Genomic DNA, 19,761 nt, shown 5'->3' on the forward strand with positions numbered 1-19,761 from the left:
GAATTCCTTTTCGGTGCTTGCCGGTTCGCTGTCGAACGCGCTCACCAACTAGGACGGGGACCGCCGCGAGAACTCATCGCTCAGCCGAGCGCCTCTTTCAACGACGTCAGATGGATTCGGCTCGCCGCGACCGCCGCGGCCTCGTCGCGGCGGCGGATGGCGTCGAGCAGCACCTCGTGCGCGTGATGGTCGGCTCGCTCGTCGGGCAGCGGGCGAATCCTGAGCATGTCGATCATCGCCCGGCGCGAGCGCGGGATGAAGGCGTCGAACATGCCGGTGAGGATGTCGTTATGCGCGGCGGCGACGACCGTGCGATGGAATGCGGTATCGGCGTCGACCAGATCCGGCGCCGATGCCGGGGCTTCGGCCCGCGCGGCCAGCGCCCGCCACATGGCCCGCAGATCCGCCGGGGTGCGCCGGCGCGCGGCCAGCGCCGCGCATTCGGCCTCGATGGCGAGACGCGCCTCGATGACCGCGACGATATCGGCGCGGCGCAGGATGGTGTCCCAATCCTCGACGGTATCCAGCGCGGTGACGAAAACGCCTGCGCCCTGCCGACTTTCGAGCACGCCCTTACCCGCCAGCTCGCGAATCGCCTCGCGCAGCGTCGAGCGTCCCACACCCAGCTGCGCGGCCAGCGTCGTCTCGCCGGGCAGCTTGTGGCCCAGCTGCCATTCGCCCGCGCGGATCCGATCCAGCAGTAAGTCGGCCGCCTGCGCGGCGAGCGGATGCCGCTGTACGTGCGCCAAGACTCGATTGCCTCTCTACTTGTCTGAGGAGTTGTCGTTGGTTAGTGTAGGCCACATGGGATCCGGTCTGCTTCTCCTCCGCTGCCGCGGCGGGGTCTGATTCGACCGGCTCCCTGCCCGCGGGTTGCTCTGTCGCGCCGGTCCACTCCCCTCGACGCGAAAGCGATCACTTCCATGTCCTGGAATCGTCAGCAGCCCTCCGTCATGCCGTCGCACCGGTATCGCTCTGTCTACGAACGGGTTTCGGTCCCCCTCACCGATCGGCGCTGGCCGTCGAACCGGATCACCGCCGCGCCGCTGTGGGTGCCGGTCGATCTGCGCGACGGCAATCAGGCCCTGGCCGAGCCCATGGATCCGGACCGCAAGCGCCGGTTCTTCGAACAGCTGGTGACCATGGGCTACAAGGAGATCGAGGTCGGCTACCCGAGCGCCTCGCAGACCGACTACGACTTCGTGCGGCTGATCGCCGAATCCGATATCGCGCCGCAGGACGTGACGATCGTGGTCTTCACCCCCGCGCGGCCCGAACTGATCGAACGCACCCTGGATTCGGTGCGCGGCATCCGCAACGACGTGGTGATCCACATGTACACCGCCACCGCACCGATATGGCGCGAGACCGTATTGGGGTTCTCGCGCGCGGAACTGACCGAATTGATCCTGACGGGCGGCCGGGCCGTCGCCGCGGCGGCCGGTGATCGGCCCGATATTCGATTCCAGTTCTCCCCCGAGGTTTTCATACTCACCGAACCGGATTACGTCCTGGAGCTGTGCGATCGGATGACCGCGCTGTGGAACGCCACACCGGATCGGCCGGTGACCCTGAATCTGCCCGCCACCGTCGAGGTCGCGACGCCCAATGTCTATGCCGACCAGATCGAGTACATGCATCGCAATCTGGCCCGGCGCGACAGCGTGATCCTGTCGGTGCATCCGCACAACGACCGCGGCACCGGAATCGCCTGCGCCGAACTGGCGGTGCTGGCGGGCGCGCAGCGGGTGGAGGGCTGCGTTTTCGGCAACGGCGAGCGCACCGGCAATGTCGATCTGGCCACGCTGGCGCTGAATCTGCATGCGCAGGGCGTGGATCCGATGATTGACTTCTCCGATATCGATGCCGTTCGCCGCACGGTCGAACACTGCACGGGTATGCCGATTCCCGAGCGGCATCCCTACGCGGGCGATCTGGTCTACACCGCGTTCTCCGGAACGCATCAGGACGCGATCAAGAAGGGCTTCGCCGAACACCGCGCCCGGGCCGCCGCGCAGGGCATCGACGAGCGCGAGGCGCTGTGGCAGGTGCCGTATCTGCCGATCGATCCCGCCGATGTGGGCCGCTCCTACGATGCGGTGATCCGGGTCAATTCGCAATCGGGCAAGGGCGGGATCGCATATCTACTGCAGTCGGAGTACGGGCTGGAACTGCCGCGTCGCCTGCAGATCGACTTCGCGCGCCACGTCCAGCGGCATACCGATGGGACCGGCCGCGAGATCTCCGCGGCGACGCTGTACGAGTTGCTGATGTCGACCTATGCGGACGCCGAGGAGCGAATTCCGCTGGCGGACGGCACATTCGCATCGATCGAGGCGACGATTCAGGCGATCGCCGAATCCGGGCCGCGGATCGAGATCCTGTCGAGCGCCGACCAGGTCATCGATCCGTCGACCTCGATCTGCTATCTGGAATTCCGGGTCGGCGCGGACACCGGCTGGGCCATCGGTACCGGCGGTTCCGCGGCCGAGGCCGCTTGTCGGGCGGTGATGGCGGCGGCGCATCGGGAATCAGCTTGCGGCAGAGAACAATTGACCGCCTGCTGAGGTACGCTGTCGAATATCGGCGTTCGCCAGGAGGGGGAGAATCATGATCGCGACGCTACGGGGTCGGCACATGCGGCGGGTGGGACTGGGTATCGGAGCGGCCGCGGCCGCCCTGGCGCTCACGGCGCCGCCGGCATCCGCGGAATACCTTGTCGGCGTATCCGTTTCCTCCGACAACGGTCATAGATACGCCGGTTCGACCTACGCGGTGACGATCGCCTACACACCCCTCTATGGTTCGCCGCCGGTGACGGGCGAGACCAAGCTCGCCATCGTTCCCAAGAATCACCCCGGGGACTTCCGGCTGATCGCGGTGCAGATCGTCAACAACGTGGGCAACCTGACGTGGACGCCGCCGTATGCCGACGAGTACCACTTGCAGAGCAACGGCAGTAATGAAACCGTCGTCACGGTCGAGAATCGCTAGGCCGCGGCACTACGCCGACTTCTCGCGCGGTGCGCGAGGACTGCGCCGGTAGGCGGATACGGCCGCGGAGTCGGTCAGCCAGAGCCGCCACGGCCGGTCGGCGGCGAGGCTGACGCCGACCCGCGGCCCGACGCCGATGGCCGAGGCGTCGGTGATCTCGGGTCCGAGTTCCAGGCGGATCGGCGATTCGGCGTCGAACAGGTCGGTTCCGTAGTCGGCCAGGGCGATCCCGAGGGCACTGCCGAAATTGCCCGGCCCCCGGGCCAGGTCGATATCGGTGCGGGCGGCCGGGCGGCGACCGCGAGCGATATCGTGCCCGGCGATCACCTCGCCGGCGCGGATGAGTACCGCGCTGGCGACGCCGTCCGGTCCGCTGGTCACATTGACGCAGGTGTGCATGCCGTAGCTGAAGTACACATACAGCCGCCCGGGCGGACCGAACATGACCGCATTGCGCGGCGTGCGACCGCGCCCGGAATGCGCGGCCGGGTCGTGCCACGGCCCGGCCGGATCACCTCCATACGCCTCGACCTCCACGATCCGCGCCCCGACGGGCCCGGACCACAGGGTCGCGCCGAGCAGTCGGCGAGCGGCGGCCAATGGTTCGACGGCAAGTTCCTCGGCACACACAACGAACCATTGTCCACACGCCCGAACTACAGCCCGCGGGCGACGCCGCCGTGACCCGAGCATGTGCCGCGACGATTCCGGCTGCAGCTGTAGGTGTCGTCGCGCCACTGGGCCGTCGCACCGTCGGGTGCGGTGTCGGACAGCTGCGGGCGGGCCACGCAGGCGTTGTCCGCGTTCTCGTATCGGCCGGGACAAACCAGGGCGGCCGAACGTGACAGCCTCGAAAGTGACCTGCGGCACCCTCTTCGGCGGCGTCCGGAACAGCTCGGATCGGCGCGTGGTTGACATATCACGACAATCGCCGACCGAATGAGGAGATATGGCCGTACAGGTCGAGATCTGGACCGATATCAACTGCCCGTTCTGCTACCTGGGCAAGCGTCGCTTCGAGACGGCGCTCGCGGAATTCGCCCATCGCGACGAGGTTCGGGTGGTGCATCGCTCCTTCGAGCTCGATCCCACGCTGCCCGCCGAGCACAGCGGTCCGGTCGTGCCGCATATCGCGCACAAATACGGCATCAGCGAGGCGCAGGCCGCGGCGAACGAACGCGGTATCGGCGCGCAGGCCGAGGCGATGGGACTGCCGTATCAGACCTCGGGCCGCGATTTCGGCAACAGCTTCGACATGCATCGGCTGCTGCACTACGCGCTCGCGCACGGCCGCCAGGAGCAACTGCTCGACGCGCTGTATCGCGGCAACTTCGCCGAGGACCGGCCGCTGTTCGCCGACACCGAGCGCCTGATCGAACTCGCCGGACAGGCCGGACTCGACGAGACCGATGTCCGCGCGGTGCTCGCCGATCCGCAGGCCTACGCCGATGCCGTGCGGGCCGACGAGCAGGAGGCCGCCCGGCTCGGTGCGACGGGTGTGCCCTTCTTCGTCTTCGATCGCAAATACGGCGTATCGGGCGCGCAGCCGCCGGAGGTGTTCGCCCAGGCGCTGCGGCAGGCGTGGTCGGATCACGCGCCGGTGCTCGAGGTGGTCGGCGGCGGCGATGCCTGCGGCCCGGACGGCTGCGCCCTGCCCGAACGCGACTGAGCCGCAGCCGTTCTCACAGATACGCGTTGTGTTCCCCGGCGCGCAGGCTCAGCAGGTCATCGGCGATGATCGGGCCGTAGGCCACGATCACCAGGGTGAGCAGCTGCGCCCAGCCGACCCACGCGACGCCGATCGGGGCCGTCGCCAGCACGGCCAGTGCGCCGAGCATCCGTAGCCAGGGTCGCGGCAGACCGAGCGCGAGCCGGAAACAGCCCTGTCCGAACAGGAACAGCGCCACACCTCCGGACAGCGCCAGCGCGGCCGAGACCGGTACCGAGCTGTGTCCCTGTGCCAGTACGGTTCTGATTCCGGCGGCGGTGAGAATGATGCCGACCAGCATCGGATACAGCGCATAGCCGTAGGCGAGCACGGCGGGCCGACCCCGCCGTGCGTCCGGCACCTGTGCCAGCGCGTGTTCGCCGCGTTCGTCGTCCATCCCGAAATACGCCCACCACAGCACGTACGCGAGCGTCAGCGCGAGCGCGACCATCGCCAGCAGCCCGATGGTGATCTCCTCCCCCTCCAGTCCCGCGCCGATCGCCACCACGGATTCGCCGATCGCGATGAGCAGCACCAGGCCGTGTCGTTCGCAGAAATGGCTGGCGCGAATGACGAACCCGCCCGGATCGAACAGATACGGCGTCACGATCTGCACGGCCAGCGCCGCGGTCCACAGCAGATACCGGGGCCAGCCGTGCACACAGCCGCCGATCAGAACCAGCAGCGCCGACACGGTATTCAGCGGAACCAACCGCAGCATCGTCGCGGCGACGCGGCCGCCGCCATTGGCCCAGAACAGCACCGAATGCACGGTGTTGACCACCAGATAGCCCACGCCGAAGGCCACGCCCGATCCCTCGAACGCGCCCGGAACGGCCAGGGCGATCACCAGAAAGCCGAACATGCCGACCAGCAGCCCGGTGCGTCGCGTCGTCGAACTGGGCGCGACCTCGTTGGTCAGCCAGACATAGCCGCTGTACATCCACCAGGTGATCGCGAAGACCAGCATCACCCGTCCCAGCGCGGGCCAGCCCGGATGTTCGGTGAAGGCATGGGTCAGCTGGGTGATGGCGAAAACGAAGACGAGATCGAAGAACAACTCCAGGGTCGAGGCACGGATCTGGCCGCCCTCTGCCGCCACGGTTTCGGCGGGGATATCGCTGGTCACGAGCTGAGACTAGAGCCCGCCGCGCGCAGCGAAGGCGTGGGCTCTTGCATCGGCGGATGATCGCGCGCAGAATTCAACACACGATGAATTACGCATTCGATGAATAAGGACGGCCATGACGGCACCTGACTCCGCGGTCGAGATCGCGCACCTGCGGGTGCAGCGCGGCGGACGCGAAGTACTCCACGACATTTCGCTCACCGTGCCGCGCGGCTGTATCACCGGCCTGCTCGGCCCGTCCGGCTGCGGCAAGACCACGCTCATGCGCAGCATCGTCGGCACCCAGCTGGTGCAGGCGGGCAGCCTGCGGGTGCTCGGCGAGGCGGCGGGCAGCCCCCGGCTCCGCGCCCGCGTCGGCTATGTCACGCAGGCGCCGAGCATCTACGACGATCTTTCGATCACCGACAACGTCTCGTATTTCGCTGCGCTGTACGGACGTTCGAGCGCGGACGTGACCGCGGCCATCGAAGCCGTCGGCCTGGGCGAGCACACCAGGCAGCGCGGCAATCAGCTCTCCGGCGGACAGCGCACCCGGGCCTCGCTGGCCTGCGCGCTGGTCGCCGATCCGGAACTGCTGATCCTCGACGAACCGACCGTGGGTTTGGATCCCCTACTGCGCGTGGAACTCTGGAAGCAGTTCCACGCCCTCGCCGCGCAGGGCCGCACCCTGCTGGTCTCGAGTCACGTGATGGATGAGGCCGAGCACTGCGATCAGCTGCTGCTCATCCGGGAGGGCCATCTGCTGGCCCAGCTCAGCCCGGACGAACTGCGCCGGCGCACCGGTGAGAGCAGTTTGGAGAACGCCTTCCTCGCCCTGATCAGAATGGAACAGCCGCGATGACCACCGTCTCCGTTCCGCTGCGCTGCTACACCGCCACCACGATCCGCATCCTGCGCCAGCTGCGTGCCGACCACCGCACGGTCGCCATGTTGCTGCTGGTTCCGACGCTGCTGATGACGTTGCTGTACTTCGTGTATCACGACACCCCGACCGCCCCGGGCATCCCGCGGCTGTTCGACCGCGTCGGCATCAGCATGCTGGGCATCCTGCCGTTCATCGTGATGTTCCTGATCACCGCCATCGCGATGCAGCGCGAACGCACCTCCGGCACGCTCGAGCGGTTGATGACCACACCGCTGTCGAAACCGGATCTGCTGGCGGGCTACGGCACCGCGTTCTCGGTCGCCGCGGCCGCTCAGGCCGGACTGGCCTGTCTGGTGTCGTTCGGCCTGCTCGGACTGACCGCGCGCGGCAGTGTGTGGCTGGTGTTGTTGATCGCGATCCTCGACGCGGTGCTCGGTGTGGCGCTGGGACTGCTGGCAAGTGCGTTCGCGCGCACCGAATTCCAGGCGGTACAGTTCATGCCGATGATCGTCGGACCGCAATTCTTCCTGTGCGGCCTGCTGGTACCGCGTGATCAACTGCCCCGGTGGCTGGAGATCATCAGCGATGTGCTGCCGCTCAGCTATGCGGTGGACGCCCTGCAGCAGGTGTCGCGCTATACCGGCGCGACCGGGCAGATGTGGCGGGATCTGGGCATCGTTGCCCTGTTCGCCGCCGTCGCACTGGGTTTGGGCGCGGCCACCCTACGCAGGCGCACGGCATGACCGCGACCGGCAGCGGCGGACGCGCGCAGGAGGTCGACTCCAACGGTCCGGCCGGTTCCGGGCGCAGCGGGCGACGGCCGGGGCAATCGGGTACCCGCGAGGCCATCCTCGAGGCCGCCCGCGCGCGCTTCGCCGAGGTCGGTTTCGACAAGGCGTCCATTCGATCCATCGCGGGCGCGGCCGGGGTGGATCCGGCGCTGGTGCACCATTATTTCGGCACCAAGGCCGAACTGCTCACCGCCGCCCTGCGGTTACCGCTGGATCCGCAGATCATCACGGCCAGGATCGCGGCCGCGCCGATCGAGGATCTCGGCGAGACCATCGTGCGACATGTGGTGCAGGTCTGGGACTCCCCCATCGGCGTCCAGGCCGTCGCGGCCTTTCGCACGCTGCTCGGCGGGGACGGCGCGCTGGCGCGGCAATTTCTGCTCGAGGTGGTACTCAAAGATGTTCGCCGCCGGGTGGATTCGCCGCCGGGCACCGGGGACACCCGGGTGGTGCTGACCGCCTCCCAGATGATCGGACTGCTGGTCGGCCGCAAAATCGTCGCCATCGAACCGCTGGCGTCGATGCCCGTCGGGGAGGTGGCGCGACTGGTCGGGCCGACACTGCAGCGCTACCTCACCGGCGATCTGGACTTCAGTTCTGAGCCGTGAACGCCTCGTGCTCGGCGTCGGTCACCTCGCGGGCCTCGTCGATCAACAGCACGGGAATGCCGTTATCGATGCGATAGGCCCGGCGCAGGCGCGGGTTGTAGAGCAGGCTGTCCCCGGCGGCATCGTGCACCAGCGACAGCGGGCCCTTGTCCTGCGGGCAGGCCAGCAGGCTCAACAGCGTGGAATCCAAGGTTTGCTCCGCCATGATCGATAACCTACCGGTTCGGCGCGACCGGAGCGTCCGGCGCCCGCCGGAAGGAGAAGTACCGGTGTCCGAAGAAGGTGGCCACCGCCACCAGACCCATCACCGCCACGGTCGCCGGTGTTTCGGGCAGCCGCCATACGCCGACCGCCAGCTGCACACCCACCGTATTCAACAGCAGCCCACCGGAATTCACCAGTACGAACCGCAGGAAATCGCGCAGCAGCTGCCCCCGCACGCGGAACACCAGGGTGCGATGGGCGACGAAGGCGAACACGATGCTGACGCAGTAGGCCAGCACCACCGCGACCGCGGGTGGCCACCGATCGTCGAGCACCTTCAGCCAGAACACCGTCAGCGCCATACCCAGCACCGTATTGGCGACGCCGACCATCGCGAACGCGATCTCCTGGCGGCGGATCAGGCGTAGCAGCAGGCCCGCCTCCGGGGCCTGATTCACGAGACCGCTTCCGCCAGTTCGCGTTCGGATTCGCCGGTGGCCTCGGTCGGCGACGGATCGTCGCGGCGACGACGCGAGCGGATGTACAGCCACTGCATGATGCCGAGTCCGAGCAGTCCGGCGATCGCGCTCGCGATACCGATCTTCCAGCCCGGCGGCCGCCAGCTGACATCGAGGACGGCATTGTCGGTGCCCGCCGGAATATTCACCGCGACAAAGGATTTCGCGACCGTGGTGAAATCGATCGGCTTACCGTTGAGCGTCACCCGATATCCCGGCCAGCCCAGCCGCGCGAACACCACGCGCCCGCCCTCGGCCGAACTCACCCGCACCCGGCTGGTGGTATCCGATTCCGAGATCGAGTCGGCGGTGACGCCGCTGACGTCGGCGACGCGGCCGTTGACACCCGAGATCGGGCCACCCTCGCGTTCGAGGACCCGGATGTAGCGCTCGTGGCCGGGATAGTCGACCCACTTCCAGCCCTCGGGCGCGGGATGGTCACCCGCCTCGGGGAACATGGCTCGCTGCAGCACCACCCGGTCCAGCTTCATCAGATCCACCGGCGCGCGGCCGGTGGTCGCCTCGGGGGTGAACAGCCGCCGGAACGCGTCCGGGCAGACGCTGGAATCCCAGCGCATGCACAGCATTTCGCCGAACCAGTAGTGCCCGTTGGGCGTGTAGCCGTTGACGTAGTGCAGGTTCAGGTCCTTGGCGTAATTGCCGAAAACCAGTGAGCCGTAGGCGCCCTGCAGCGTGCGTTCGTTGGGCTGTAGGAGCCCGCGGTCGCCGAGCTGGATGGTCAGGCCGTCGAATTTCGGGAACGCCGCCTTGGCCTCGGAGCGGTTGGTCGGCAGATTCCAGCTCATCGGATTCGGTTGCGCCCCACGCACCTGCGCGTAGGCGATCGGGAACATCGCCACGATCGTCAGCACCACCGCCGCGGCCGTACCCCTGGTGCGGCCGAGCCAGATCACGCCCGCGCCGAGCGCGGCAACCACCACGGCCGACAGCAGATGCCAGACCACATCGTGCGGATCGGCGGAGAAGGTGCGCACCCACAGCAGCCCGATCAACACCAGGCCCGCGATCCCGCGACTGCGCCAATTCGAGAAGGTGCCGAACCGGCCGAGCAGCACGCACACCAGCACCAGCAGGCCCAGCGCCAGCATCGGCAGCACGCGCGCGGGCCAGCGCAGCGGACCGACCGTGCCCGGTCCGGCCGTCCACATCAGGAACATGGTCGCGAACAGCGCCACCGCCGTCAGTTCCCGCCACGCCGCGCGAGCCTTACCCCAATCGACGAAGGCCAGCGCCGGGATCAGGAACCAGGCGATATAGGTCATGGGCAGCGGCTGGATATAGCCCCACCAGGAATTGAACGCGGGCAGCGTGGAGGGCAGGCTGGCATTCAGCGATTCCGACCAGGGCACGGTGAGGAACTGGTCGTTGTTGATCTGCGAGGTGCCGCGCCAGCTCACCTTGGCCGAGAGCATGCTCGGCAGATAGGTCATCAGACCGGCCAGGCCCGCGAATCCGGCCACCACCGCCAGGCGCACGATCGGCTGCCATTTGCGTTGGTGGACAAGCTCACCCACCGCGACGGCCACCAGCATCAGCGCCGATTCCACGGCCGGGAAGACATATTCCACCGAGATCGCCAGATAAAGGAAGACGAACACCGGAATCGGCCCGCCCTTACCGCGCGCGTAGCGCACCGAGGACGCCCAGGCGTGCACCATCCACGCGGTACCGGTCAGTGAGGTGACCCAGCTGGCCTGATCGAAGAACAGGAACCAGCCGGTGAGCGGAAAGGCGATGCCCGCCACCGCCGCCCACTGCACGCGCCCGCCGTAGGCCAGGCACACCCGGTACACGCCCAGCGCGGCGATGATCGCGAAGATCAGTTTCACGATGGTCGCGTAGACCGCGAGATTGTCGACCGAGGGCGCGATCAGATCGATCAGCAGCTGCGGCGGGTTGAACAGCCCCGCCTCCTCCATCGTGTAGTTACCGGTCATCCACTGCTCGGGGATGAGCACCGGCAGATGGCCCTCGCGGAGATAGCGACCGAGCATCACCCACAGGGGGGTGTATTGGGATTCGGTGTCATCGGTGTAGAAATGTCTCGCGTTGGCGAGTAGGACCGCGACATATCCGGCGACCACCCCGACGGCGGTGATCGCACCCCATCGATACACGTCTCTACGCGGACTTTCCACCACGATTGACAGACCCTACAGGGCGCGGGGAGCGCCTGGACAGCGTGTTAGAGTTCACGCCGCGCGCACCCGCCGTCGAAAGTCGAACCAGCTGATGTCGATTCCCTCCGTACAGTCGCCGCATCCGACGACCGAGCATGTCAACGGCCATCGCCGCGTACATGCCGTGTCCGTTGTGGTGCCGGTGTATCGCGGTGAGCAGACGATCGCCGGACTGGTCGAGGAATTACACGAGTTGGGCCGGCCCACCACGACCGCCGACGGCAATATCTTCGCCGTCGAGGAGATCGTGCTGGTACACGATCACGGTCCCGATCGTTCCGATGTGGTGCTGCAGCAGCTCGATCGCGACTACGAACGTGTGCGGGTGGTCTGGCTGAGCCGCAACTTCGGCCAGGACGCGGCGACGATCGCGGGTATGGCGGCCGCGAGCGGGCAGTGGATCGTCACGATGGACGAGGACGGGCAGCACGATCCCGGCTTCATCGGGACCTTCATCGATACCGCGCTGGCGCAGCGGGCCGATCTGGTCTATTCCAAACCGACCAACACCCGGCCGCACGGATTCCTGCGCAATCTCACCTCCCGCGGCGCGAAGCTGGTGCTGGCCTCGCTGTTCGCCTTCCCGGATTCGACGCGGTTCGAAAGCTATCGGCTGATCCGCGGTCCGATCGCGCGGCAGTTGGCCGAGGTCGCCTCCAACGGCGTATATCTGGACGTGGCGCTGACCTGGGTGGTGGACAACACCGCGCAGGCGCCGGTGGTGTTGCGCGCGGAGGGGCGCGAGGAGTCCGGCTACAACTACCGGCGGCTGTTCTCGCTGTTCTGGAAGATGGTGCTGTGCAGCGGAACTCGCGGTCTGCGGTTGGTGAGCATGCTCGGGGTGACGCTGGCGCTGGCAGGGCTGGTGGTCGCGGGAATCATCGTGTGGCAGAAGACCTTCGGGCACGGCAACAATCCCGAGGGCTGGGCATCGACGATCGTGGTGTTGCTGCTGGTGTCGGGGGCGATTCTGTTCTCGCTCGGGTTGATCGCCGAGTATCTGGGGGTGGCGCTGCATGTCCTGGTGGGCAAACCGCTGTATCTGACGGTAGATTCGCCGACACCGCGTCCCGAACCGCAGGCGCGCGCGTCGTCGGATTCCGCAGCGATCGGAGGGTATGTCCCGCGTGACTGACCGCATCATCTTCAGCCGGCCCTTCCGGGCCGCGCGCGAGCTGGCCAACCTCGAGACCGTGTTGTCGTCGGACCACAGTCACGGCGACGGCGAGTTCACCGCGGCGGCCACCGCGAAGTTGCGCTGTATCACCGGGGCGCCGCACGCGCTGCTGACCACCTCGTGCACACACGCGCTGGAACTGGCGGCCCTGCTGCTGGACCTCGGGCCCGACGACGAGGTCATCGTGCCCAGCTTCGCGTTCACCTCCACCGCGACGGCCATGGCGCTGCGCGGGGCGACATGTGTCTTCGCCGATATCGATGAGCACGGCAATATCGACCCCGATTCGGTGGCCGCGGCGATCACCGATCGCACCAAGGCCATCACGCTGATCCACTACGGTGGCGTAGCCGCGGAGATGGACCGGCTGCTCGAGATCGCCGGGGCGCACGGGCTGGCGATCGTGGAGGACAACGCGCACGGGCTGGGCGGCAGCTGGCGCGGCCGCCCACTGGGCAGTATCGGCACCGCGGGCGCGCTGAGCTTCCACGACACCAAGAATGTGCACTGCGGCGAGGGCGGGGCGATCCTGCTCTCCGACGAGATCCTGATGGCCCGCGCGGAGATCATTCGCGAGAAGGGCACCGACCGGGCGCGGTTCCTGCGCGGCGCGGTCGACAAGTACTCCTGGCAGGACATCGGCTCGAGCTACCTGCCCAGTGAACTCAACGCCGCGGTCCTCGACGCCCAGCTGAGCGAATTCGACACCATCCAGGCGGGCCGCTTCCGCGTCTGGAACGCCTACGCCGCGGCCCTGCCCGCCTGGGCCGCCCGCAACGACATCCGTCTGATGGAAGTCCCCGCCGACCGCGAACACACCGCGCACCTCTACTACCTGCGCACCCCCACCGAGCAAACCCGCGACGCGCTCATCGATCACCTACGCGCCCAAGGCATCTCGGCCCCCTTCCACTACGTCCCCCTGGACTCCAGCCCAGCGGGCCTCAAACTCGGCCGCACACCCCACCCGTGCGTGAATACCGCCGAGTTCTCCAGCACGCTGATCCGCCTGCCCCTGTGGCCGGACCTGTCGGATGCCCAGATCGCCCGAGTCATCGAGGGCGTCACCGCGTTCACGATCTGACCCTGTAGCCCGGCCTCGCGGCCGTCAGGCCGGGCGGCGGGGGCGTCAGTCGAGCAGGTCGTCCAGGGCCTCTTGGGTGAGGATCTCGTAGGACTCCGTTGTTCGGTTGTAGCGCCAGGTGTTTTCGCTGGGCTCCAGTTTCACCGCGGCCTGGACTGCTCGGGTGGAAGGGCGGAAGGAAGAGCTGCGGGGAATTTCGTCTACCAGGTAGACGAGGTCGGGGCGTTGGGAGGGGGCCAGGGGGCGGAGGCATTCGGTGATGTCTTTGGGTTGGAGGCGGAAGCCTTCGCGGATGCTGACCGCGGCTACCGCGAGGGTTTTGCCGGTGGTGTGGAGGGCGAAGGCCACTTCCATATCGACGGCGGTGATGTCGTTGAGGGCGTCGACCACCGGTTGGGTGTAGACGGGGCCGCGGTCGGTGCGGATGACCGTGTCGCGGCGGTCCATGAGCCAGTAGTCGCCGTCGCTGTCGCGGCGGAACAGGTTTTCCGTGGGCATCCAGGCGTCGCCGGGGGTGAACACCCCGCGCAGGCCGCCCTGGGAGATGTCGACCGTTTCGGCGGCCTTGCCGATCAGCAGCCCAACCTCGTTGTCGGCGGCACGGCGCGCGAAACCCTGTGCGTCGGTGACGATCTCGCCGGTCTCGACGTCGTAGGAGATCAGCTCCACCCGCGCGGTCCCGGGCACCGGACGGCCCTTGCAACCCTTCTTCACCCCGGCCACATTGGCCAGCACCACATCGCCCTCGATGGAGGCGTAGAACTCCAGAACCCGTGCGGGAGCGAAACGTTCGGTGGTCCGCCGCCACAGCCCGGTGGGCATGCCGGAGCCGATGAACAACCGGATCGGATGCGAATGCCCGTTGGGGAAGGTGTCCGCGTCGAGAATGTCGCGCAACATCGTCCAGGTGTAGGTCACGACGGTGACCCCGTACCGATGCACCTCCTCGGCGAAACCCGCCGGATCCAGCGAGCGCGCCAGCGCGATCCGGCTGCCACCGGCCACCGCACCGCCCAGGCTCACCAGCAGCCCGGACGAATGATGCAGCGGCGCAAGGCAGTACACGGTATCGCGACGATCCAGATCGGCCGAGGTCGCGGTGCCGAACGCCGACAGCGCCCAGCGATGATTGGTGATGTATTTGACCTCGAGCTTGTCCCCGGTCCCGGTCACCAGCATGAACGCCAGCTCCCGCGCCAGCCCCGGATCCGGCCGGAACCAGCCCGGCAGCACCACCTTCGACGGATCGATCTGCTCGAGGTCGACCACATCCCCGTCCAGTGGCACATCCAGCCCCCGCGCGTCACCGCCGCCGAGCACCAGTACCCGCGCCCCGGTGGCGCACGCATCGCGCAGATTCTCCGGATCGGAGATGATCGTGCGCGCGCCGGTCAACTCCACGACCCGGTCGAGTTCACTGCCCGGCGCGAGCATGACCGCCACCGCGCCCAGCCGCGAGAGAGCCGCGACCGCGGCCAGCGCACTGGGCCGCGTCTCCATCAGCACCCCGACCCGCACGGCGGGCCGCACACCCACCGAGATCAGCCCGCGCACCACATTGTCGATGCGCACATTGACCGCGGCATTGGTGTGCACGCGATCGTCGAACAGGAACAGCTCCCCCAGCGGCGCCCGCCGCGACTGCTCGGACAGCAAGCGCCCCAGCGAAATTCGGGTATGCGGTTGAATCATGCCCAGCCGGGTCAGCCGCGGCAGCGCCCGCGCCGCCTCACCGCCGAGCTCGAGCGATCCACGCACCGCGTTGCTCGCGATCCCGCCCAGCGCCGCGCCCAGCCCCGCGCCGGTTTCGGCCAGCGAGGCCGCGGTGTGCACCACCCGGGTGGCCGCCGAGCGCTGCCGGTTGGCGGGCTCGTGTTCGGTCATGGGCACGATCTGCTCGGCCGGTTCCCCCACCCCGGCCAGCCAGTTCACCCAGTCGCGCACCAGCGGCCAGGTGTGATTGGTGGCCATACTGCCCGCGACCAGGCCGAAGTGCCCGGCAACCAGTGATACCTCATAGACATCGGCATTGGGCGCCGCGCGCAGAATGCCGCGCACGGCCGCGGGCTGCCCGATATCGTCGACCTCTCCGACGAATGCCAGGATCGGGCATTTCAACTCCGCCAGCGAGACCGGCTGATCGCGAATCACGAAGCCGCCCAGCATCAATCGGTTGTGCACCACGAACTGCCGCAGCAGATCCGCCGCGGCCGGACCGGCGTAGCCGACCCAGCCCTCCCGCTCGAGGAAGCGGCGCTGGCGCTCCTTGGGCAGCAGCGCCTCCCGATCGTGCAGCTGGCGCAGGAAGTCGAACCGCGCCTTGGCGGTCTTGACCGGATCGAGCATCTGGAAGCCCATCCGGACCATGGCGTCGGTGATCGGCAACCGGGTCAGCACATGATCGGCCACGAAATCGGCGACCTCGGAGACCAGCCCGTGCGGCAGCCCGAACGGCAGCCCGGCCACCACGTCGACGGGACTGCCGAAGGTGACGATGCTCTCCACACCCTTGCCGTAGCGGAAGGCGGCGGTTTGATAGGCGAACATGCCGCCCTGGGAATAGCCCATCAGGTGGACACCGCGCCCGGTGAGCTCGTTGATCGTATCGATGGCGCTCGACAGGGCCAGCACATGATCGGCGAGATCGCGCTGCCAGCCGCCCTCCTCGGCGGCCGGGGAGCCGAAATCCACCACCCAGCAATCAATTCCGGAGCGGTGAAGAATACCGACCGCCCCGCCTTCGAGGTTCACATCGTAGATGTCGGCATTGACCATCAGCGGCGGCACGAGCACCGCGACGGGACGATCGGGGGTGGTGTCGTCGGGGAAGTAGTGCCGCAGCCGGTACATCCGCTTACGCTCGGTGACCTCGTACGGCGACGATTCGACATCGTGGGTGAGACCGCCGAACCGGATGACCTCGAGCCCGTTCTGCGCGGTCGCCATCAGCCGCTGCACCGAATCGACGACCGATTTCGTTGTGAACTTCACGGTAGCTCCCAGCCCTTACCCTGCACGTGACACCCATCACAGTCCCCTGCGCGTCCTGTTGAGCTTGCCACATCCCGAGCCTACTGCGCGCCCCGTGTGACGAGGCGCATTGGTCGCACGCGGCCGGGCGTGCGCTTCGTCACCGAGCGGGCCGCGGCGCGGTCACGGCGGCCAATCGACGCCGATTCGTTATAGCACAACGGATTTCGGGAGCTCTCGAGCGATTTCGCCGCGAACATCCGCTTCGGGGTCCTACCATCAATCTGCCGGAATGCATCGTCGCAGAAATCCGGAACGCACTGTCGCACACAACCATTCACTCGTGTCATTGAATTGCGGGCGCTCCAGCCCGCTCGTTCGCCATGGATAAAACCGTCCAGTTTTGGGCGGCCATCTCGAGGTGAGGACCGAGGCATGACCATCGAATTGCCGATCGAGACCGAAAACAATACGCAAAAGAGCTTGTCGACCGATGCCGCCCACCTGCTGGCGCACACCACCAAATCCGAGCCCCAGATGCAGGGCATCAGCTCGCGCTGGTTGACGCGCGCGCTGCCCTGGGTGCAGGTGCACGGCGGTATCTATCGGGTGAACCGCCGGTTGACCCATACGGTGGGGAACGGCGAGATCGAATTCGATATCGACGGCGGCCGGGCCCGCGTCATTCCCACCGAACTCCAGGAACTGTCGCCGCTGCACGGTTTCTGCGAGGAGGACGTCCTCGGTGCCCTGGCGCACCGATTCGAGCAACGCGATTACGAGCCCGACACCGTGCTTGCCGAATTCGGCAATCCGATGGACAGCCTCTTCCTTCTCGTGCACGGCAAGGTGAGCAAACAGGGCACCGGCGAATTCGGCGAGGTCACCAAGCTGGGCTTTCTCTCCGGCGGCGGTTACTTCGGCGAAACCATGCTGCTCAATGGAGACGTACTCTGGCCGGTGACGGTCAGGACGGTGACCAACACGACCGCGCTGGTGCTCTCACGGGCGGATTTCCAACGCGTGCGCGACGAATACCCGGCATTGCACGAGCAGTTGTCTCGCATGGCGGAGGAGAAGAACCGTCCGCAGAACAAGCACGGCGAGGCGGAGATCGAGATCGCCTCCGGCCACTCGGGCGAGCCGATCCTGCCGGGAACCTACGTCGACTACGACGCTCACCCGCGCGAATACGAGCTGAGCCTGGCCCAGAGCGTACTGCGCATACACACCCGCGTCGCGGACCTGTTCAACGATCCGCACAACCAGATCGAGCAGCAGCTGCGGTTGACCGTCGAGGCGCTCTACGAACGTCGAGAATCCGATCTGGTGAACAATCCCGATTTCGGCCTGCTGCACAACTGCGATCTCAAACAACGCATCTACAGCGAATCCGGCGCGCCGACACCCGACGATCTGGACGACCTGCTGAGCATGCGGCGCAGCACCAAACTGTTCCTGGCTCATCCCAAAGCGATCGCCGCGTTCGGCCGCGAATGCAACAAACGCGGGCTGTATCCGGATCCGGTCGACGTCGACGGTCATCGCGTACCGGCATGGCGCGGAGTGCCGATTTTCCCGTGCGGAAAGATTCCCGTCAGCGACAAGAACACCACCTCGATCCTGGCCATGCGCACCGGTGAGAAGGATCAGGGTGTGATCGGTCTGCATCAGACCGGAATTCCCGACGAGTTCGAGCCCAGCCTGAATGTGCGATTCAAGGGCATCGACGATCAGTCGATCATCTCCTATCTCGTCAGCTGCTATTACTCGGCGGCGGTACTGGTGCCCGACGCGCTGGGCATTCTGGACAACGTACTGGTCGCCCGGCAATCCGACTGACCGGGTGAGCGACGATGTCAGTCCCGGCGAAAGAGCCTGCGGTCCAACCACTCTCACCCGAGCTGGTCGAGATGCTCACCGGCCTGGTACCGCGTCGGCTGCTCGGACCGACCGGACTCGGCGCGCCGACCCTGCTGACCCCGCCCGAGCGGCCGCCGGCGCCCGAACCCGAGCCGCGGCCGCCGCCGAAGCGAATACCGCTCGGCCCGACCGCATTACACCGATCGAGAGGATGATCCGCCATGACCATGCTCGAACCGGGGCCCGACAGCGTGCTGCAGAGCCCCTATCAGCGGTCGGTCGCCGCGTACTGGAACAACAATCCCAACGACGATCGGGTCAACACCAAACTCGGTGAGGTCGACGGGCTCTACCACCACCACTACGGCATCGGCACACCCGATCCGTCGGTGCTCGAGGGTCCCGAGGACACCCGCCAGGATCGCATCGTGCGGGAGTTGCACCGGCTCGAGACCGCACAGGCCGATCTGCTGCTCGACCACCTCGGCGACGTGGGCCCCGGTGATCGGCTGATGGACGGCGGATCAGGGCGCGGCGGCACCAGTTTCATGGCCAATCAGCGGTTCGGCTGCCATGTCGACGGCGTGACGATCTCGGAATATCAGGCGGGCTTCGCCAACGACCAGGCCGTCGAGCGCGGCGTGAGCGACCGGGTCCGGTTCCATCTGCGCAATATGCTCGACACCGGCTTCGACAGCGGCAGTATGCGCGGCATCTGGACCAACGAGACGACCATGTACGTCGACCTGTCGGATCTGTTCGCCGAATTCGCGCGACTGCTGCGACCGGGCGGACGCTACGTCTGCATCACCGGCTGCTCCAACGACGTCATGGGCGGACGATCGGCGTCGGTCAGCTGGATCGACGCGCACTACGGCTGCATGATCCACCCGCGCGGCGAATACTTCCGCCAACTCGCCGCGCACAACCTGGTACCGGTCACCGTGGTCGACCTGACCCCGGCGACCATCCCGTACTGGGAACTGCGCACCCACTCCGAGCTGGCCACCGGCGTGGAGAAACCGTTCCTCACCTCCTATCGCGAGGGGAGCTTCCAGTACCTGCTGATCGCCGCCGATAAGGTGGGTAGGTGAGTTCCAGCGCCGCAGCGACCGATCGTGAAACCCTGCTCGTCGAACTGGTCGACGAGCAGGGCCGCGCGACCGGCTCGTGTCCGGTGGCCGCGGCGCATACCGCGCCCGGCTTGTTGCACCGCGCATTCTCGGTGCTGCTGTTCGACGAATCCGGGCGGGTGCTGCTGCAACAGCGCGCCGGGGTGAAGACTCGATTCCCGCTGCAGTGGGCCAACACCTGCTGCGGCCATCCCGCGCCCGGACAGTCGGTCGTCGACGCCGCGGCCGTGCGGCTGATCGAGGAGCTCGGCATCCGCACCGCACTGCGCGAGGTCGGGACCTTCCAGTACCAGGCCGCGGACGCCGCGACCGGGCGGGTGGAATTCGAATGGGATCACGTGCTGGTCGGCCGCTTCGACGGCGTGCCGCCGCATCCGGATCCCGACGAGGTCGCCGACTTCGCCTGGGTGCGGCCCGAATCGCTGGCCGAGGCCCTCGACGCGAGCCCGGATCTCTACACGCCCTGGCTCGGCGGCGTACTGCGGATCGCCACGCGAGCCGACTGATTCCCGGCGG

The 19,761-nt window shown here is 67.2% G+C and carries 19 protein-coding genes; 11 read left to right on the forward strand and 8 right to left on the reverse strand.

The window, feature by feature from the left end:
* Positions 1–80 precede the first annotated feature (80 nt).
* A complete protein-coding gene (locus NP4_RS09180; protein ID WP_067994951.1) occupies positions 81–749 on the reverse strand; it encodes a FadR/GntR family transcriptional regulator in 669 nt (222 codons plus the stop codon).
* A gap of 204 nt (positions 750–953) precedes the next feature.
* Between NP4_RS09180 and NP4_RS09185 the strand changes: the two genes are divergently transcribed.
* The gene (locus NP4_RS09185; protein WP_067994953.1) at positions 954–2,567 is read left to right on the forward strand and encodes a 2-isopropylmalate synthase; all 1,614 of its coding nucleotides are present in this window, start codon (positions 954–956) and stop codon (positions 2,565–2,567) included.
* Between the two features lie 43 nt (positions 2,568–2,610).
* Positions 2,611–2,994, forward strand: a complete 384-nt coding sequence (locus tag NP4_RS09190; RefSeq protein ID WP_114755700.1) for a hypothetical protein — start codon at positions 2,611–2,613, stop codon at positions 2,992–2,994.
* A 9-nt stretch (positions 2,995–3,003) separates the two neighbouring features.
* On the opposite strand, the gene NP4_RS09195 is transcribed toward NP4_RS09190, so the two are convergent.
* Together NP4_RS09195 and NP4_RS39800 are read right to left on the reverse strand one after the other, a co-directional pair.
* A complete protein-coding gene (locus NP4_RS09195; RefSeq protein WP_067994960.1) occupies positions 3,004–3,624 on the reverse strand; it encodes a DNA-3-methyladenine glycosylase in 621 nt (206 codons plus the stop codon).
* 26 nt (positions 3,625–3,650) lie between these two features.
* The gene (locus NP4_RS39800; protein ID WP_082875702.1) at positions 3,651–3,917 is read right to left on the reverse strand and encodes a DUF3761 domain-containing protein; all 267 of its coding nucleotides are present in this window, start codon (positions 3,915–3,917) and stop codon (positions 3,651–3,653) included.
* Positions 3,918–3,943: 26 nt separating this feature from the next.
* Here NP4_RS39800 and NP4_RS09200 point away from each other — a divergent pair, with 26 nt between their 5' ends.
* The gene (locus NP4_RS09200; protein WP_067994963.1) at positions 3,944–4,663 is read left to right on the forward strand and encodes a DsbA family oxidoreductase; all 720 of its coding nucleotides are present in this window, start codon (positions 3,944–3,946) and stop codon (positions 4,661–4,663) included.
* Between the two features lie 13 nt (positions 4,664–4,676).
* Here NP4_RS09200 and NP4_RS09205 read toward each other — a convergent pair whose 3' ends face one another.
* Positions 4,677–5,831: a low temperature requirement protein A gene (locus tag NP4_RS09205; protein ID WP_067994966.1), complete on the reverse strand. Its 1,155-nt coding sequence runs from the start codon at positions 5,829–5,831 to the stop codon at positions 4,677–4,679.
* Positions 5,832–5,946: 115 nt separating this feature from the next.
* Here NP4_RS09205 and NP4_RS09210 point away from each other — a divergent pair, with 115 nt between their 5' ends.
* The 3 genes from NP4_RS09210 to NP4_RS09220 are packed head-to-tail and all read left to right on the forward strand — an operon-like array spanning position 5,947 to position 8,095.
* The gene (locus tag NP4_RS09210; RefSeq protein WP_067994968.1) at positions 5,947–6,672 is read left to right on the forward strand and encodes an ABC transporter ATP-binding protein; all 726 of its coding nucleotides are present in this window, start codon (positions 5,947–5,949) and stop codon (positions 6,670–6,672) included.
* On the forward strand, positions 6,669–7,439 hold the full coding sequence (locus tag NP4_RS09215; protein ID WP_067994971.1) for an ABC transporter permease: 771 nt from the start codon (positions 6,669–6,671) through the stop codon (positions 7,437–7,439). The genes NP4_RS09210 and NP4_RS09215 overlap by 4 nt, the downstream gene beginning before the upstream one ends.
* Positions 7,436–8,095, forward strand: a complete 660-nt coding sequence (locus NP4_RS09220) for a TetR/AcrR family transcriptional regulator (RefSeq protein WP_067994974.1) — start codon at positions 7,436–7,438, stop codon at positions 8,093–8,095. The genes NP4_RS09215 and NP4_RS09220 overlap by 4 nt, the downstream gene beginning before the upstream one ends.
* Here the strand turns inward: NP4_RS09220 and NP4_RS09225 are convergent.
* Genes NP4_RS09225 through NP4_RS09235 form a run of 3 tightly spaced genes read right to left on the reverse strand, consistent with a single transcriptional unit; the run spans position 8,079 to position 10,979 of the window.
* Complete coding sequence (locus NP4_RS09225; protein ID WP_062513771.1) at positions 8,079–8,300, reverse strand: Trm112 family protein; 222 nt, start codon at positions 8,298–8,300, stop codon at positions 8,079–8,081. The two genes, NP4_RS09220 and NP4_RS09225, sit on opposite strands and share 17 nt — an antisense overlap.
* 10 nt (positions 8,301–8,310) lie before the next feature.
* Entirely contained in the window at positions 8,311–8,757 is a 447-nt protein-coding gene (locus NP4_RS09230; protein WP_062513773.1) for a GtrA family protein, read from the reverse strand.
* Complete coding sequence (locus NP4_RS09235) at positions 8,754–10,979, reverse strand: putative glycosyltransferase family protein (protein ID WP_114755698.1); 2,226 nt, start codon at positions 10,977–10,979, stop codon at positions 8,754–8,756. Before NP4_RS09235 ends, NP4_RS09230 begins: the two co-directional genes overlap by 4 nt.
* Positions 10,980–11,070: 91 nt before the next feature.
* Between NP4_RS09235 and NP4_RS09240 the strand changes: the two genes are divergently transcribed.
* A complete protein-coding gene (locus tag NP4_RS09240) occupies positions 11,071–12,153 on the forward strand; it encodes a glycosyltransferase (protein WP_067994981.1) in 1,083 nt (360 codons plus the stop codon).
* The gene (gene rffA / locus NP4_RS09245; protein ID WP_067995086.1) at positions 12,137–13,279 is read left to right on the forward strand and encodes a dTDP-4-amino-4,6-dideoxygalactose transaminase; all 1,143 of its coding nucleotides are present in this window, start codon (positions 12,137–12,139) and stop codon (positions 13,277–13,279) included. Before NP4_RS09240 ends, rffA begins: the two co-directional genes overlap by 17 nt.
* A gap of 45 nt (positions 13,280–13,324) precedes the next feature.
* Here rffA and NP4_RS09250 read toward each other — a convergent pair whose 3' ends face one another.
* Positions 13,325–16,225, reverse strand: coding sequence for an AMP-binding protein (locus NP4_RS09250; protein WP_067995089.1), 2,901 nt, complete (start codon positions 16,223–16,225; stop codon positions 13,325–13,327).
* A gap of 459 nt (positions 16,226–16,684) precedes the next feature.
* Here NP4_RS09250 and NP4_RS09255 point away from each other — a divergent pair, with 459 nt between their 5' ends.
* The 3 genes from NP4_RS09255 (at position 16,685) to idi (ending at position 19,751) form a co-directional block, all read left to right on the forward strand.
* Positions 16,685–18,091 carry a family 2B encapsulin nanocompartment shell protein gene (locus NP4_RS09255; RefSeq protein WP_067994984.1) on the forward strand — a complete coding sequence of 469 codons (1,407 nt, stop codon included), beginning with the start codon at positions 16,685–16,687 and terminating at the stop codon, positions 18,089–18,091.
* Positions 18,092–18,333: 242 nt separating this feature from the next.
* Positions 18,334–19,206 carry a geranyl diphosphate 2-C-methyltransferase gene (locus NP4_RS09260; RefSeq protein WP_067994987.1) on the forward strand — a complete coding sequence of 291 codons (873 nt, stop codon included), beginning with the start codon at positions 18,334–18,336 and terminating at the stop codon, positions 19,204–19,206.
* Entirely contained in the window at positions 19,203–19,751 is a 549-nt protein-coding gene (idi, locus tag NP4_RS09265) for an isopentenyl-diphosphate Delta-isomerase (RefSeq protein ID WP_067994990.1), read from the forward strand. Before NP4_RS09260 ends, idi begins: the two co-directional genes overlap by 4 nt.
* The last annotated feature ends 10 nt before the right edge of the window (positions 19,752–19,761 follow it).

Origin of the sequence: Nocardia pseudobrasiliensis NBRC 108224, assembly GCF_001613105.1 — a bacterium.
Taxonomy (GTDB): Bacteria; Actinomycetota; Actinomycetes; order Mycobacteriales; family Mycobacteriaceae; genus Nocardia; species Nocardia pseudobrasiliensis.